Origin of the sequence: Psychrobacter sp. JCM 18901, from assembly GCF_000586435.1 — a bacterium.
Taxonomy (GTDB): Bacteria; Pseudomonadota; Gammaproteobacteria; order Pseudomonadales; family Moraxellaceae; genus Psychrobacter.
The window spans coordinates 510,562-526,081 of sequence record NZ_BAWH01000001.1; the positions used below are offsets into that span (position 1 = coordinate 510,562).

Sequence of the window (15,520 nt, forward strand, 5' to 3'; positions counted from 1 at the left end):
AAATATGATATAAGGTAATAACTTATGACAACCATACTTTTAGCACGTCATGGCCAAGCGTCTTTTGGACAAGAAAACTATGATCAACTCTCAGAACTAGGTACTATCCAAGCCCAAATGCTAGGTCAGCACTATGCAGCCACACAGCGCCGCATCGATGCCATATTTACTGGTAGGTTGGTTCGACAGCAAGACTCAGCACGTCATTTTTGGGAGCGTTACCAATCATCTGTACATGCCAATAATAGCAATGGCACAGCTGTTGCGCCCGCAATCAACTTTGATCAGCCAGATAGTTATATTCTGCCGCAATTTGATGAATTTAATCATAAAGACGTCTTCGTTAAGTCAGCAGAGGCATCGGGCAATCGATCTGATATCTCAGCTGAAATCGCCAAAGCAGAATCGCCAGCTACCCGACTGGCTGAGCTATTTGATCAAGCGATGCAGCGCTGGCATGCTGGTGACAATGATCAAGACTATCTTGAAAGTTGGCCACAGTTTAATGATCGTGCACAGCAAGCCCTTGAACAAGTACGTACAAAAGTAGCAAGTATGAGCTTAGATCAGGACAGCACCGTACTCATATTCACTTCAGGCGGTGTCATTGCTGCAATCACTGCACAGTTATTGCGACAAGGCAGTCAGACCGCTTATCAGCTGAATAAAAGCTTGGTTAATACGGGTGTGACCTCTATTACTTTAAAAAAATCAAAGTTCTCGCTTGTTATCTTTGAATGAATACAGTCATTTATTTTCTGATGGTAAACCATTCGTGACATGGCGATAATTTTGCGCGTAATTTTACGGTTAATATAGTGTCATATCTGTTTAAAGTATAAGCCTTATCGACGTTTATACTAAGAAATACCGATTTGATTCTGTGCAATATCGATATACAAAGGACTGTACATGCAAAACAAATTAATAAAATTGGTTGCTAAAAGTGCGCGCCATAGCAAAAACCAGATAGTAGGTGCGGTTCGACCTGCAAGCTATCTAAAAGACTTGAGTCAGCAGCAAGTAGGCAAAGGTAAAACGGTGCTTATCACAGGTGCCAGTTCAGGTCTGGGCGAGGGCATGGCTAGACTGTTTGCTAGCCTTGGCTACAACTTGGCTATATGTGCGCGTCGCACTGATCGTTTAGAGCATCTAAAATCAGAGATGATGGACAAGTACCCTGATATCCGAGTCGAATACCAAGCACTAGATGTGAGTGATTATGATACGGTTTTTCAAGTATTTGATGCTTTTGCAGATGACTTTGGTAGCATTGAGCGAGTAGTGGTCAATGCTGGCATTGGTGATAGTCGCCGCATTGGTAAAGGGCATTTTGAAACCAATCGTCGCACTGCTGATGTCAATTTTGTCGCCGCACTGGCACAGTGTGAAGCCGCCATGAATATCTTCCGTGCTCAGAACAATGGCCATTTGGTCGTGATATCGAGCATGTCAGCCATGCGCGGATTGCCTAGGCATCTGACGACCTATGGGGCAAGTAAAGCTGGTTTGGCTCACTTAGCAGAAGGCATTCGTGCTGATATGCTTCTGACCAATTTACCTATTAAAGTTTCTACGATTTACCCAGGTTATATTCGCACCGAAATCAACGAAGCTCTAAGCCATTACCGTTCGAAGTCGATACAGATACGGGTACTAAAGCAATTGTCGCAGCTATCGAAGCGGGTGTGGATGAAGCCTGTGTGCCGAGCCTGCCTTGGTCTATGGTCAGCCATGCGATGAAGCACTTGCCATTACAAGTAATGAATAAACTAAGTTAATAAAATTGGTTTCCTAAGGTAGAAAAGAAGAAGCCTACTACAATAATAGTAGGCTTCTTCTATTTGCTCTGAAATAGCAGAGCAAGTATTACAACGTTTGAGGATTATTTGACATATGCTGTTCACGCAGCTTTTGACGTAGTACTTTACCAACATTACTCTTTGGTAGTTCACTGACAAACTCAATATGACGTGGACATTTATAACCAGTCAAATTTTCAAGTGCGAATTCTTTGATGACTTCTTTAGTGACGTTATTATCGGCAGGTACGATATAAATTTTAACCGCTTCACCTTGATTTTCATCAGGAATACCAATTACGGCACAATCGACAATACCATCACAATCAAGCATGACAGATTCGATCTCATTCGGAAATACATTGAAGCCTGAAACTAAGATCATGTCTTTCTTGCGATCTAGTAGAGTAAAGTAGCCTTTTTCATCCATGCTAACGATATCGCCAGTGCGGAAGTAGCCATCACGAGTAAAGTCATTGCTATTGTCTTTATTAAAGTATCCTGACATTACGTTTGGACCTTTGATACACATCTCGCCTGCTTGATGCATGCCAACACGCTCACCGTTTTCGTCAATCACGATAATATCGACACTCGGTACAGGTATACCAATAGTACCGTTGAACTTGCGGTCAGTGATAACGTTGGCAGTACACCAGCCACGCCTTCAGTCATACCCCAACCTTCAACCATAGGGCAGCCAGTCACTTCTAACCAACGTGCTGCGGTTTGCTCAGTTGCCGCCATACCACCTGCTTGCGTGATACGTAGCGAGCTAAAGTCCAAATCTTTAAAGTTTGGTTGGTCAAGTAACCCTTTAAATAGAGTGTTGACTGCAGGGAAGATGTGGAACGGTTGTTTTGATAAGGTTTTGACAAACCCTGGCATATCGCGCGGATTAGGCACTAGGATAAAGGTATAACCTGAACGCATACCGAGCAAACTCAGCATAAAGGCAAAAATATGATACAGCGGTAAAGCCATAACCATATTGATATATACCTCATTTATACCTGAGGTCACAGGGCGATACCATGCCTCTGATTGCATAGCCGCAGCAACGACATTACGTTGAGTTAGTACAGCACCTTTAGATAATCCAGTCGTACCACCTGTATATTGCAAAATCGCTTTTTGTTGTAGGGTAGTCTTTGGTGCTTGAATCGGTAGGTTTTTTTCCCTTTTTTTAATACTTCAGGGAATTTAGTGACATTGTACTTAGGGTCATTCAGGTTGTATTTTGGAACCAAGCGTTTAACCTGACGAATCACCGTATTGACCAAAATACCTTTCAGACCCATCATATCGCCCATTTTCGATAGCACGATACGTTTGATATTGGTCTCTTCAATAACTTGCTCAAGCGCTTGGGCAAAGTTGTCAACAACAAAGATAACCTGAGCGCCCGAGTCATTCAATTGGTGACGCAGTTCACGACCCGTATATAGTGGGTTTATCGGCGTACAAACATAACCTGCACGCAGAATACCAATCATAGTCGGTAGGTATTGTGGCACGTTCGGCATCATGAGAGCCACTACGCTACCTTTAGGTAAACCTTGAGCTTGTAACCATGCTGCTACTGCCAGTGAAGCGTTATCAACATCACCATAAGTATGCGTCACACCCATACAGATAGTCATCGGATGCATACGAAAGCGGTTAAAACACTCTTCATATAACTCTATGAGGCTTTCATACTGATCAGGATTAATCGTCTTGGGTACATTTTCTGGGTATTGAGCAAGCCAAGGTTTATCTACAGTCATGATTAGCGTCCTTAAATATTAAAATAAATTAAGGCTCTATAAAAAAGTAGTCACATCCATGTCAACAATTTAAATCGCTGTTCCGTTAGCAAGAAATTGTCGAGTGCTATCCTATATGTTCACATACTGCTAAAATACGGGGCCCTTATAAAGTTTGATTTAATCACAGAGCATAAATAGCTCATCAGATTAAAAAAACCAATTAATGTTTTGGTAATGAAAATAGCTACTAGTAATGCTGCTAATCAATCGATATGAATCATAATTATATAAGATCAAAATAACAGAAAGTATAGTGACACATTTTGGCAATACATTAACATAACTACAACCGTGTCTGTTATTCTTATACAAGAACTTGATAGTTTACAGTTAAATTTGATAAATGAAACAATATATGTTGAATAATTAAAAAAATGCCTAGACAAATAATTTACTTTCTTATCAAGTAATTAACATGAAATTTATTCAAAAAAATGTCATATAACTGAATATGAAAGTAGATTTGTAGTAATTATAATAGAGAAATTTTATAGTTGAATGACAGAAAATAAATATACAAAAAGGGCATCTTACAATTACTGTAAGATGCCTTTAGTAAAAATAAATTCATGTTTTTAGAATTTTTTTAAAAATTGTCTCTATTTATACTTGAGGGTAGTCTGCATTGTGTTTTTCACGCAATTTTTGACGCAGTACTTTACCGACATTACTCTTTGGTAAGTCGCTCACAAACTCAATGTGACGTGGACACTTATAACCCGTTAGATTGTCTAACGCAAAATCTGTAATCACTTCTTTGGTAACATTATTGTCTTCAGGTACTACGTATATTTTGACCGCTTCACCTTGATGACTATCAGGAATGCCAATTACCGCGCAGTCAAGAATACCATCACAATCAAGCATCACGGACTCAATTTCGTTTGGAAATACATTGAAGCCTGAAACCAAAATCATGTCTTTTTTTGCGATCTAGCAGTTTAATATAACCTTTGTCATCCATGCTGACGATATCACCAGTGCGGAAATAACCATCACTAGTAAAATCAGCACTACTGTCTCTATTCAGATATCCAGAGGTTACGTTAGGGCCTTTAATACATAGCTCGCCCCCTTCATTTAAATCTACATGTCTACCGTCTTCATCGATAATAATAACATCTACGCCAGGTGCCGGTACACCGATAGTACCGTTAAACTCACGATTGGTAATAACGTTGGCGGTGCCGACTGCAACGCCTTCTGTCATACCCCAACCTTCGATCATCGCGCAGCCAGTTACTTCTAACCAGCGATTCGCAGTTTGCTCAGTAGCCGCCATACCACCAGCTTGTGAGATACGTAAAGAGCTAAAGTCCAAATCTTTAAAATTAGGATTATCGAGCAATCCTTTAAAGAGGGTATTTACTGCAGGGAAAATATGGAACGGTTGTTTTGATAAGGTTTTAACAAATCCAGGAATATCGCGTGGATTAGGGACTAGTATAAAGGTATAGCCTGAACGCATACCAAGTAGGCTAAGCATGAATGCGAATATATGATACAGCGGCAGCGCCATCACCATATTGATATACACTTCGTTAATTTCTGATGTGATAGGGCGAGTCCATGCCTCGGATTGCATCGCTGCTGCTACGATATTACGCTGTGACAAAATAGCGCCTTTCGAAAGTCCTGTGGTACCGCCTGTATATTGTAAAAATGCTTTTTGATCCAAAGACATTTTTGGTTGCTGAAAAGGTAAGTTTTTACCTTTTTTCAATACTTCAGGAAACTTAGTAACGTGGTATTTAGGATCATTGAGATTGTACTTGGGTACTAAACGTTTGACCTGACGAATAATCGTATTGACCAAAATACCTTTCAAACCCATCATATCGCCCATTTTCGATAGGATGACACGTTTGATAGCTGTTTCTTCAATGACTTGCTCAAGCGCTTGGGCAAAGTTATCAACCACAAAAATTGCTTGAGCACCAGAATCGTTCAGCTGATGGCGTAATTCTCGGCCAGTATATAGTGGGTTGACAGGGGTGCACACATAGCCTGCACGCAGTATCCCAATCATGGTTGTAGATACTGTGGAACGTTTGGCATCATGAGAGCGACGACACTACCTTTTGGCAAGCCTTGGTTCTGTAGCCAAGCAGCGACTGCCATTGAAGCGTTATCAATATCACCATAGGTATGAGTCACTCCCATACAGATGCTCATTGGGTGCCCACGGAAGCGATCGAAGCATTCTTCGTACAGCTCCATGATGCTGCTATATCTATCGGGATTAATGGTTTTTGGCACACCGGCTGGATATTGAGAAAGCCAAGGTTTGTTCGATATCATAGTTAGCATCCTTGCGATTTGATATAGGCTAAAGTATTTTAAGAAGGTATTTGTCAATCTATCAATAGTACAAACCACCACTTATTTAGGTGGTATATACCATATTCAATAGCATCCCTGTCTCTTGATTAATAGCTAGTTTTTTTGCTGCTGTCACAGCATTTTATTCAATGAGTATTTATATAAAGCATTAAATAGAACAAATAAATAAAAAGTTCAGTAATAAAAATAATGCTCGTTCTAAAACTATTTATCTGCTGCTCACAAATAAAGTATCAAAAAAACGATACATTTAAGCAATACATTAGCATGAATTTAGTCTAAAACAATAACAGTAAGCGATACTGATCAGTACATATATTAGCTTATAAGAATATAGTAACTTTGCTGGCTGACAAAAGAAGGATTAGATAATTAATATTGGTGAGCTGACAAAACACAAAGGAATGTAGATGCTAAGATTATTGCGGTAAAATAAATTGATCTTTTTTTATTAAAGAAACGTCGATAAATGAGTAATGCACTGATAGTGCAGCCAAGCGTGCTGCTGACACATATCAGGAACATAGTAACTATTTGATAGCGTACGGCTTGAGTAGGATCGGCGCCTGCTAGGATTTGACCCGTCATCATGCCTGGTAAACTAACAATACCGACGACTAGCATAGAGTTTAAAGTTGGAGTCATGCCATTAGTGATAGCTGCTTTTATCTGCTCATGGACGGCTTCGAATGGCTTAGCAGATAGACTGAGCATCATCTCGATACGCCCTGATTGCTCATGAAAGGATTCAATCAATTGATTGCTCGTCAACGAAATAGCAGTCAGAGAGTTCCCTAATATCAGGCCTAATATAGGAATAATGAATTGCGGTGTATACCAAGGCTGCACATTCAAAATTGCTATAATCGCAATCGCCGTTACTAGTATTGCTGAGATACCGACTGCCAATAGCGTATCTGTTAATAACCCCTTATAGCTACGTTTAACGCGATTTTTGGCGGCACTTCCTGCAATTAGAGTCATGACCGTTAAGATAAGTAGTACTTCATACCATTGTTCACGTGCAAAAATCCACGCCAGTATCAGCCCAATAAAGCTAAGCTGTATAATCGTACGAAGTGCCGCTATCAAAAGGGTCTTGCTTAGTCTTAAACGTAAGCGCCAAGAGATGAGTAATACAATGATAATTAGGCTGCTAGCAAGAGCAATATCACTATAAGTGAGAAAAATTTGCATATCATTCGTACCACTCGTATGAGCTTATTTAGGAAGTAATTATGGTAATAGTACATGGTGAGGGTTGAAGTTATTAACGTGCTAAATTGTCCGAGCAGCTATATGAAGACTTACTCATTTGATTAAATATTGCCAATCAAGAGGATGTCAAGAGTCTGCGGTAAGTACACCTGCTTGCATGTGCCAGTGTCTATTTGCCAAAGGCATAATATCTTTTGTGTCGTGAGTCACCCATAGGAGTGTGCGCTGTGCATCTGTGTGCAACCAGTTGATAAGTAAGTTGACTAGCTGTGCTGAAGTGTCCATGTCCAAAGCAGCAGTTGGTTCATCTAGCAATAGAACTTGTGGACTAAGCTGCAATAGACGCAATGTATTGACCAGTTGACGCTCGCCACCAGATAAGTGCTTGGCGTCTTGTTGCAAAAAGTCTGCACTTCTGTCCAAATGTTCAAGCTGAGCAATATGCCAGTCTCTATCAAAAGTCTGCGATTGGTGAGCGTGCAATTGATAAGGTATTTGTAAATTTTCAAGGACACTACCGTCTAACAGCTGTGGGTGCTGAGCAAGTAGGGCGACCTGCTTGCGCCACCGTACAGGTGCAGTCTCATGAATATCGTGATAAACATTATTCGACGTGTCATCGTGCAAACGAACAGTACCGCTGCTCATTGGCAATAATCCTGCTAATATTCGCAATAGTACTGATTTACCGCTACCAGACGCTCCTGTCAAAACAGTGACTTGCCCTGACAATAGCGTACCGCTCGCATCGCTTATTAGCGTTCGATCATGAGTTGATGGCTCTTTATCCAGTGAAGTGTTTGCGGTTAGCTTGCTTGTCCACTTTTGATAAATGCTAGACGGCATAGAAGGTTTTTTTCAGTGCTTCTTTGCTATCTTTAATGCTATGAGTACGTATCGTTCGTTGGCTATGTACCCATAGATTATCAAATTCAAGCAACACTCTATCCGTATCTATGCTCATAGCGTTCTACTGCTGACCATTCACTTGCTCGTCGATAGCCTGTTCGATCGTAACGCGCAGTTTTTTTTGGTACACGAATAGGACGCATTGGTGGGGTTGTCGCTGAAGTATCTGGTTTATCGCTGCCTATTTCATCATTACTCATTGGCTCTGGTTTGACGAGATTTTGTACGCAGGCAATGACGATTTTGGTGCTGCTTAGTAGCTGGCTATCATCTGTTTCGGTAGTACTATGATTTGGTAGATTGCGATATATACTTTGGTAAAAGATGATGCTGGCAGGTTTTAGCTCCACTTTATCAATACGTACGCTGATTACCTCATCTAATAGAATGGCTCTTTTGTATTGCAAGTCTGCCTGACTCACGACAAAATGCTGCACTTCACCGCTATCAGTCTGCAAAAAAATACCCATTTAAGCCCAGCTCAGTAAACCAGTCGCGTCGGCAGTTTTCAAAAAAACACCAAATGATTGGCGTGATAGACTATACCGCCAGCATCAGTATGGTTAATATAGACGTTATAATCTTTAGCAAATAATGGTTTGATGTCATCATTCATGGCTGATGTCGTATTTTTTTGCTTCATTGTTGTCATAGTGATGCTCGATATTTTTAATAAGTATTGTTGAATAAAAGTGTTTCAGATAGACCAATAATAGATAGTGCTTATAATAGAGTTACTCTAGCTCAAGATATCAGGCCATGCAACCGCTAGAACCGCTCACATTTGTTATCATAGCCGTTTATATTTCCCCCATTTATAGAGCGCTATATTCTAACCAATCAGTATAGGACAGTTTATGACCCGTTTTGTCAGTTTTAACATCAATGGTATCCGCGCACGTCAGCATCAGCTCGAGGCGGTGCGCGAGGTAATCGATCCTGATGTCATGGGCCTACAAGAAACCAAGGTTCATGATGATCAATTTCCGCTTAGCAATATCGAAAGCCTAGGCTACCACGTCGAGTATTTTGGACAAAAAGGGCATTACGGCGTTGCACTGTTATCCAAAGCTGCACCTGTATTCATACAAAAGGGCTTCCCTGGCGAAGATGAAGAAGCCCAAAAGCGCTTTATCCATGCACGTTATGAGTTTGAAGGTCGTGAAGTAGATGTGCTCAATGGTTACTTTCCGCAAGGAGAAAGTCAAGATCACCCAACTAAATTTCCAATGAAGCGCGCTTATTATGCCAATTTGATGGCTTATATTGATACGCTAAAAGCGGAGGGTCGTTCGATTATCGTCATGGGTGATATGAATATCGCACCAGAAGATATCGATATTGGTATTGGTGAAGTTAATGCTAAGCGTTGGCTGAAAAATAGAAAAACCTCATTTCTGCCAGAAGAGCGTGAATGGTATTCAGCATTGATGTCACGTGAGCTGACAGATACTTACCGTCTGCATTATCCAGAGAGCACCGAGTTATACAGCTGGTTTGATTATCGCAGTCGCGGCTTCAATGATGAACCTAAGCGCGGGTTACGTATTGATCATATCCTATGCACTTCAGACTTAATCGATAAATGTATCGATGCTGGTATCAGTTATGAGCTACGTGCTATGGAAAAACCGTCTGACCATGCACCGATTTGGTCAGCGTTTGACCTAAAGAAACCGTAATACTTATATACCGTGATACCTACATATAGTCAATTATCATGTCAATTAGATACGATGATTAGCTTGTTCAGTCTGCTTATTGTAGTGCTGCAGCTAGTTCTTCTTGGATCTGAACTGTCTTGAACTGACTGTAGTGTTTATCACTTCGTATTCCGTAAATAACGATAAAAATTGAAAAATAAGGATTTTATTATGGCTGTTGGAAATGTATCAGTACCTGACGTTATCTATCCTATCGATGGTATCAAACTCAGTGCCACAGCGGCAGGTGTCCGTTATAAGGACCGCGACGATCTAGTAGTTATCGAAATATCTGACAAGGCCACTACTGCGGTTGTAACCACTAAAAATACCTTTTGCGCCGCGCCAGTGCGAGTATTGCGTGAGCACTTTGCTAAGGTCAGTCCGCGCTATTTAGTCACCAATACGGGTAACGCAAATGCAGGTACGGGCGCTGATGGTAAGCGCCGTGCCATTGATATTTGTACAGCATTGGCTGAAAAGGCCGGTGTAGATACTAATACGATATTGCCATTCTCTACCGGCGTGATTGGTGAGCCGCTAAATAGTGATGCGGTCATCGCAGGTCTGGATAATGCATTGGCTAACCTAGCGTCTGATAGCTGGCTAGCCGCTGCTAATGGCATTCGTACGACAGATACTATTCCTAAATTGGCCAGCCAAAAAAATTGATGTAGCAGTTATTAGCTATCATGTTACTGGTATGTCTAAAGCTCAGGAATGATACGCCCGAATATGGCAACTATGCTAGGCTATGTGGCGACAGATGCTAATATCGCTGCTGACGTATTGCAAGAAATGCTAAGCGCTATCAATGAGCAGTCTTTCAACCGCATTACTGTCGATGGCGATACCTCAACCAATGACTGTTGTGTGTTAATCGCAACAGGTGCTGCTAGCTCAGAGGTGATTGATAGTCCAGAGCATCCACATTATCAGCCTGTATTTGATGCATTGGCTGATGTGTTTGTTCGTCTGGCACAACTGATTGTACGTGATGGCGAAGGCGCTACTAAATTCATGACGGTCAAGGTGACTGGCGGTCAAACCACGCAAGAATGCTGCGATGTGGCTTATGCAGTCGCACATTCACCTTTAGTAAAAACGGCATTCTTTGCCAGTGATGCTAACTGGGGACGCATATTAGCAGCAGTGGGCTATGCTGGTATCGAAAATTTAGATACAGAGCAAGTTGATGTGTATCTAGACGAGGTAATGATTTGTCAAAATGGCGGTGTTGCACCTGACTATACAGAGGAGGCGGGCAAAACAGTCATGAGCCGACCTGAGATTACCATTCATATCGACCTTGCACGTGGTGATGCTAGCGATACCGTATATACCTGCGACTTGTCATACGATTATGTCAAAATAAACGCTGATTATCGTAGCTAGTACTCTTCAATAAAACATAATTTGTATAGTTGTATAAGAGCCAGAACAGATATTGTTCTGGCTTTTTAACGTCAAACATATGCTCAGTAGCAAATCACTCTGCTATTCAATACGCTTTGTTAACATCAGTTGCAAAATCTGACGTTACTTTACAAAGCAGTCATAGAGGGTAAGACGACTAGCGACCTATACTGGTTTCAGTAAGAAGCAAATGACCTTGTTAGCTTGTAGCAAAGCAAAATAAGATGTTCAAAATAATAAGTTTATCTAAGTAGCAATGAATTATTAGCTAAATCAATAGATAAGCCAGTAACTAAGCTATCAATAAAGAATCAATAACAATTATCTGAGGATTGAATAATGAAGAAATTAGCACTTGCAGCATTGATGACAACTTTTGCCCTTTCTGGTTGCTCTACGATGAGTATGGATGATGAGCGCACGATGGTTGTTGAAGGACAACCTATGAATGTAAAAGTAGTAAACATCCCAAGTTTTGAAGTAGAAATCGCACCGCGTAAAGCAGTATGCGACTTGACTGCTACTGATGGTAGCATGGTTGAATCACAGTGCTTACAGTATCGTCAAACTTATCAGAAAAACTACACCACGCTAAATGGTAATATTCAAGGCTTTACCTATGAGCCGAACTATCGTTATGTCCTAGATGTACGCCAAGAAGCAGTAACAGCAGAAGGCTCAAACGTAGTGCAGCCAGTATGGATTCTAAACGAAGTGGTATCAAAAACTGCTGAATAATATTGATAGCACTATATAGACGATAAACCAGTTATAAAAGCAGTTATACATGACAAAAAGGCCTCTAACGAATCAGAGGCCTTTTTACGTATTTATTGTTAGTAAATTATTTCTCGAGAAGTCGGATTAGCATTGACTGTAGTTGACGCTAACACCGCGCGTTGCTGTAGGGATTCTATTATCAGCATAAACCGCCAGACCGCCTCGTGCCGTCTCTTTATATTTATCAGACATATCGGCACCTGTTTGCTTCATCGTCTCTATCGCTTTATCCAAAGAGACGAAGTGTTGACCATTACCTCTACAGGCTAGACGTGCTGCATTGATTGCCTTGACTGCACCCATCGCATTACGCTCGATACAAGGCACTTGTACCAGTCCGCCAATAGGATCACAGGTAAGGCCTAGATTATGCTCAATTCCAATCTCTGCTGCATTTAGGCATTTGGCTGGCGTACCATTCATTATTTCTGCCAGTGCAGAGCCTGCCATTGCACATGCAGAACCAACCTCACCTTGGCAACCGACTTCAGCACCAGAGATTGAAGCATTTTGCTTGATAAGGCTACCGATAGCAGTGGCGTTTAGCAAAAATTTACGAACGCCATCTTGGCTGTAGTTGGGCAAAAAATCACGATAGTAGTGCAGTACGGCAGGAATGATACCTGCTGCGCCATTGGTTGGCGCTGTGACTACTTTTCCGCCATTGGCATTTTCTTCATTGACGGCGAGCGCGTACAAATCGACCAGTCCATAGCGGCTAACTTATCAGTCTTGGTGATAGGTTGGTCTTTTTCCGCACACAGCTGCGTATGCAAATCTTGGGCACGGCGCTTTACATCTAATCCGCCCGGCAAGATGCCGCCATTTTCACAGCCTTGTTTGACGCAGTCTTGCATCACTTCCCAAATGCTATCTAGATAAGCAAATACTTCTTCTTTGGCATGGAAGTGACATTCGTTTGCCAGTACCAATTCGCTGATGTTCAAATCATGCTCACGACATTGCTCTAGTAGCTCTGCTGCGTTATTGAACGGATAGGGAACTCTATCGATGGTCGGACTGGCATGATCTTCGTCAGGGTTAGTCGCATCTTCTTCATTAATGACAAAACCACCACCGACTGAATAATAAGTCTGCTGATAGCGAACGCCTTCAGTTGAGATAGCGCGTAGCGTCAATGCATTAGGGTGATAAGGCAGCACAGTATCGTCATACCAGTAGATGTCTTGCTCTGTATCAAAAGCAATCGTATGCGTGCCTGATACATTGAGAATTTTGTCAGAGAAGATAGGAGATAGGTAGCTACTGGTCATACGTGTGTCTATCGTGCTAGGCGTGTGTCCAAGCAGTCCTAACAAGATAGCGGTATCTGTTGCATGGCCTTTTCCAGTCGCCGCCAAAGAGCCATACAGTTCAATCTCAATGGTCTTAATTGCAGTCAGTTCCATCTGCTCAGTTAGCGAGGTCAAAAATAAGTTTGCAGCGACCATCGGTCCGACTGTATGCGAACTGGATGGGCCAATGCCGATTTTAAACAAATCAAAAACACTGATCATAATAAGTCACCAAAAATTTTAAGCGCTTTAGCCTATTTTATCTATGGCATTGGGCGCTTTTGTGAAAAATATAATAGACAGCCGTCGCTCCTAGTCACCATTGATAGGTGGGCGCGAGACACTATTTATGAAGGTTATAAGGTAAATGAGCACTGAGGGCAGTTGAATAATAACTTTTATTTATTTTGAAACTCCGTTATCATGCTCGCAGTCAACAACTATGTAACATCCTGTAAGTTGGTTATCATCGTAAAATAAGACGGATTAAAAAAGACTAAATTTTTTTAGTCAGACATATCCGTATTCATACATCTAGCAAGATATGGCTATCATACCAAATAATACTTTTGGTTTGTCATATTACAACATAAATGAATGAATTGGGATGACATATTATAGATAGGAAGACTTAACGTTCTGCTATTTATACAAGCCCTTAGAAATATGTCCATTTATTAATATACTTATTTTATCAGTTATTCTAGCCTATTACTTTAGCTTAGCTCACATAGGACAAGCGCGCATGCCATCTCAAAAAGACCCTTCATCAGCGTCAGACAATAGCGCTCAAGATCTATCGACTCAAAATGCCTTGGAGTCTGCAGGCATTGATTCAGCCGCTATCAATTATCCGCACAATCCAGACTTTGAAAATGGCCGTTGGTTCCCGACATGGCGTCCTTATAAGGGCGATTTGGATCGTGATCCAGTCGGTATCAATGACTATTTACCTCCGTCAAAAAGCGTATTACTAGGTATACAGCATACGTTTGCCATGTTTGGTGCAACCGTGCTTGCGCCTTTATTAATGGGGTTCGATCCTAATTTAGCTATCTTGATGTCTGGTATCTGTACGGTAATGTTCTTTATGATTACCGGTGGGCGCATGCCGAGCTACTTGATCAAGCTTTGCTTTATTGGTCCAGTCATCGCGGTGACCGCTTATGCAGGCGCAGGATTCAATGACAATCTAAATGTTGCGCTAGGCGGTATTATGGCCTGCGGTATCATTTATGCATTGATTGGTCTGCTAGTGATGAAGACAGGTACAGGTTGGATTGAGCGTTTGATGCCGCCTATCGTGACAGGTGCGATTGTCATGATTATCGGTCTTAACTTGGCGCCAGTGACCATTCAAGCGTGTCTGCCAATCAGTTTGATGCTTGGATGGCTACCTTGACCGTATTGCTCATTAGTGGTGTTGCAGTATTTACTCGCGGTATGTTGCGTCGTCTGTTGCTACTCGTCGGTCTGGTTCTGTCGTACGTTGCTTATTTCGTCATGACCAATATTTTAGGCTTTGGTACTGCGATTGATTTTAGTACGGTAGCCGCCGCTTCATGGTTTGGACTACCAAGCATTCATACGCCGCGCTTTGAGATGAGCGCTATTATCCTAATTGCACCTGTGGCCTTTATTTTGGTGGCTGAAAATCTAGGGCACTTTAAGGCAGTAGAGGGCATGACCAAGGCTCGTGTAACTCCTTATATGGGCCGAGCATTTTTGGCGGACGGTTTAGCCACGACCTTTTCAGCAGGATTTGGTGGTACAGGTGTTACTACTTACGCTGAAAACATCGGTGTCATGGCGGTTACCAAAGTGTATAGCACGACGATATTTGTCGTAGCAGGTTTGGTTGCTATCATATTGGGACTGTCACCAAAGTTTGGTGCGATCATTCAGACCATCCCAGCGGCTCTATTGGGCGGTGCTTCTATTGTTGTCTTCGGCCTTATCACGGTTGCTGGGATAAAAATCTGGATCGATAGCCATATTGATTTTAGTAAAAACAGCAATCTGATTATTGCAGCAGTAACGGTCATTATGGGTACTGGTAATTTTAGCTTGCATTTGGGTGGCTTTGATTTAGGCGGTATCGGTACTGCTACTTTAGCCGCTATTGTGTTGAATGCCTTGTTTAACCAAAGCTCTGAAGCGAAATAAGTAATACTGATGAGAGTGAAGTTTGCGCCTATCAAATAAAGATGGTCAAAGCATATCTCATCTAACAAAAAGCGCAT

At 41.6% G+C, this 15,520-nt stretch carries 9 protein-coding genes and 5 pseudogenes; 6 read left to right on the top strand and 8 right to left on the bottom strand.

Annotated features, from left to right (window positions below; genetic code table 11):
- The first annotated feature begins 24 nt into the window (after window positions 1–24).
- Together TT11_RS02510 and TT11_RS02515 are read left to right on the top strand one after the other, a co-directional pair.
- The gene (locus tag TT11_RS02510) at window positions 25–741 is read left to right on the top strand and encodes a histidine phosphatase family protein (RefSeq protein ID WP_261868961.1); all 717 of its coding nucleotides are present in this window, start codon (window positions 25–27) and stop codon (window positions 739–741) included.
- A 171-nt stretch (window positions 742–912) separates the two neighbouring features.
- Window positions 913–1,743: an SDR family oxidoreductase gene (locus TT11_RS02515; protein ID WP_261868962.1), complete on the top strand. Its 831-nt coding sequence runs from the start codon at window positions 913–915 to the stop codon at window positions 1,741–1,743.
- 126 nt (window positions 1,744–1,869) lie between these two features.
- Here TT11_RS02515 and TT11_RS16905 read toward each other — a convergent pair.
- From TT11_RS16905 to TT11_RS02565, 7 genes and pseudogenes are all read right to left on the bottom strand, one after another.
- Window positions 1,870–3,571, bottom strand: a pseudogene (locus tag TT11_RS16905) (AMP-binding protein).
- A gap of 645 nt (window positions 3,572–4,216) precedes the next feature.
- A pseudogene (locus TT11_RS02540) lies at window positions 4,217–5,914 on the bottom strand (AMP-binding protein).
- Window positions 5,915–6,328: 414 nt separating this feature from the next.
- Window positions 6,329–7,153 (bottom strand): iron export ABC transporter permease subunit FetB, encoded by an 825-nt coding sequence (fetB, locus tag TT11_RS02545; protein ID WP_261868966.1) that lies wholly within the window; start codon window positions 7,151–7,153, stop codon window positions 6,329–6,331.
- Between the two features lie 147 nt (window positions 7,154–7,300).
- On the bottom strand, window positions 7,301–8,020 hold the full coding sequence (locus tag TT11_RS02550; RefSeq protein ID WP_261868967.1) for an ATP-binding cassette domain-containing protein: 720 nt from the start codon (window positions 8,018–8,020) through the stop codon (window positions 7,301–7,303).
- The gene (locus TT11_RS02555) at window positions 8,010–8,138 is read right to left on the bottom strand and encodes a hypothetical protein (protein ID WP_261868968.1); all 129 of its coding nucleotides are present in this window, start codon (window positions 8,136–8,138) and stop codon (window positions 8,010–8,012) included. Before TT11_RS02555 ends, TT11_RS02550 begins: the two co-directional genes overlap by 11 nt.
- Window positions 8,119–8,553 (bottom strand): hypothetical protein, encoded by a 435-nt coding sequence (locus tag TT11_RS02560; RefSeq protein ID WP_261868969.1) that lies wholly within the window; start codon window positions 8,551–8,553, stop codon window positions 8,119–8,121. Before TT11_RS02560 ends, TT11_RS02555 begins: the two co-directional genes overlap by 20 nt.
- Before the next feature lie 38 nt (window positions 8,554–8,591).
- On the bottom strand, window positions 8,592–8,735 hold the full coding sequence (locus TT11_RS02565) for a hypothetical protein (RefSeq protein ID WP_261868970.1): 144 nt from the start codon (window positions 8,733–8,735) through the stop codon (window positions 8,592–8,594).
- Window positions 8,736–8,940: 205 nt separating this feature from the next.
- On the opposite strand from TT11_RS02565, the gene xthA reads away from it, so the two are divergent.
- From xthA to TT11_RS02580, 3 genes and pseudogenes are all read left to right on the top strand, one after another.
- Window positions 8,941–9,765, top strand: a complete 825-nt coding sequence (xthA, locus tag TT11_RS02570; RefSeq protein WP_261868971.1) for an exodeoxyribonuclease III — start codon at window positions 8,941–8,943, stop codon at window positions 9,763–9,765.
- Window positions 9,766–9,957: 192 nt separating this feature from the next.
- Window positions 9,958–11,181, top strand: a pseudogene (gene argJ / locus TT11_RS02575) (bifunctional glutamate N-acetyltransferase/amino-acid acetyltransferase ArgJ).
- Window positions 11,182–11,541: 360 nt separating this feature from the next.
- Window positions 11,542–11,940 carry a DUF4377 domain-containing protein gene (locus TT11_RS02580; protein ID WP_101204449.1) on the top strand — a complete coding sequence of 133 codons (399 nt, stop codon included), beginning with the start codon at window positions 11,542–11,544 and terminating at the stop codon, window positions 11,938–11,940.
- Window positions 11,941–12,066: 126 nt separating this feature from the next.
- Here the strand turns inward: TT11_RS02580 and TT11_RS02585 are convergent.
- A pseudogene (locus tag TT11_RS02585) lies at window positions 12,067–13,502 on the bottom strand (L-serine ammonia-lyase).
- Window positions 13,503–14,022: 520 nt separating this feature from the next.
- Between TT11_RS02585 and TT11_RS02590 the strand changes: the two are divergent.
- A pseudogene (locus tag TT11_RS02590) lies at window positions 14,023–15,443 on the top strand (solute carrier family 23 protein).
- Window positions 15,444–15,520: the final 77 nt, after the last annotated feature.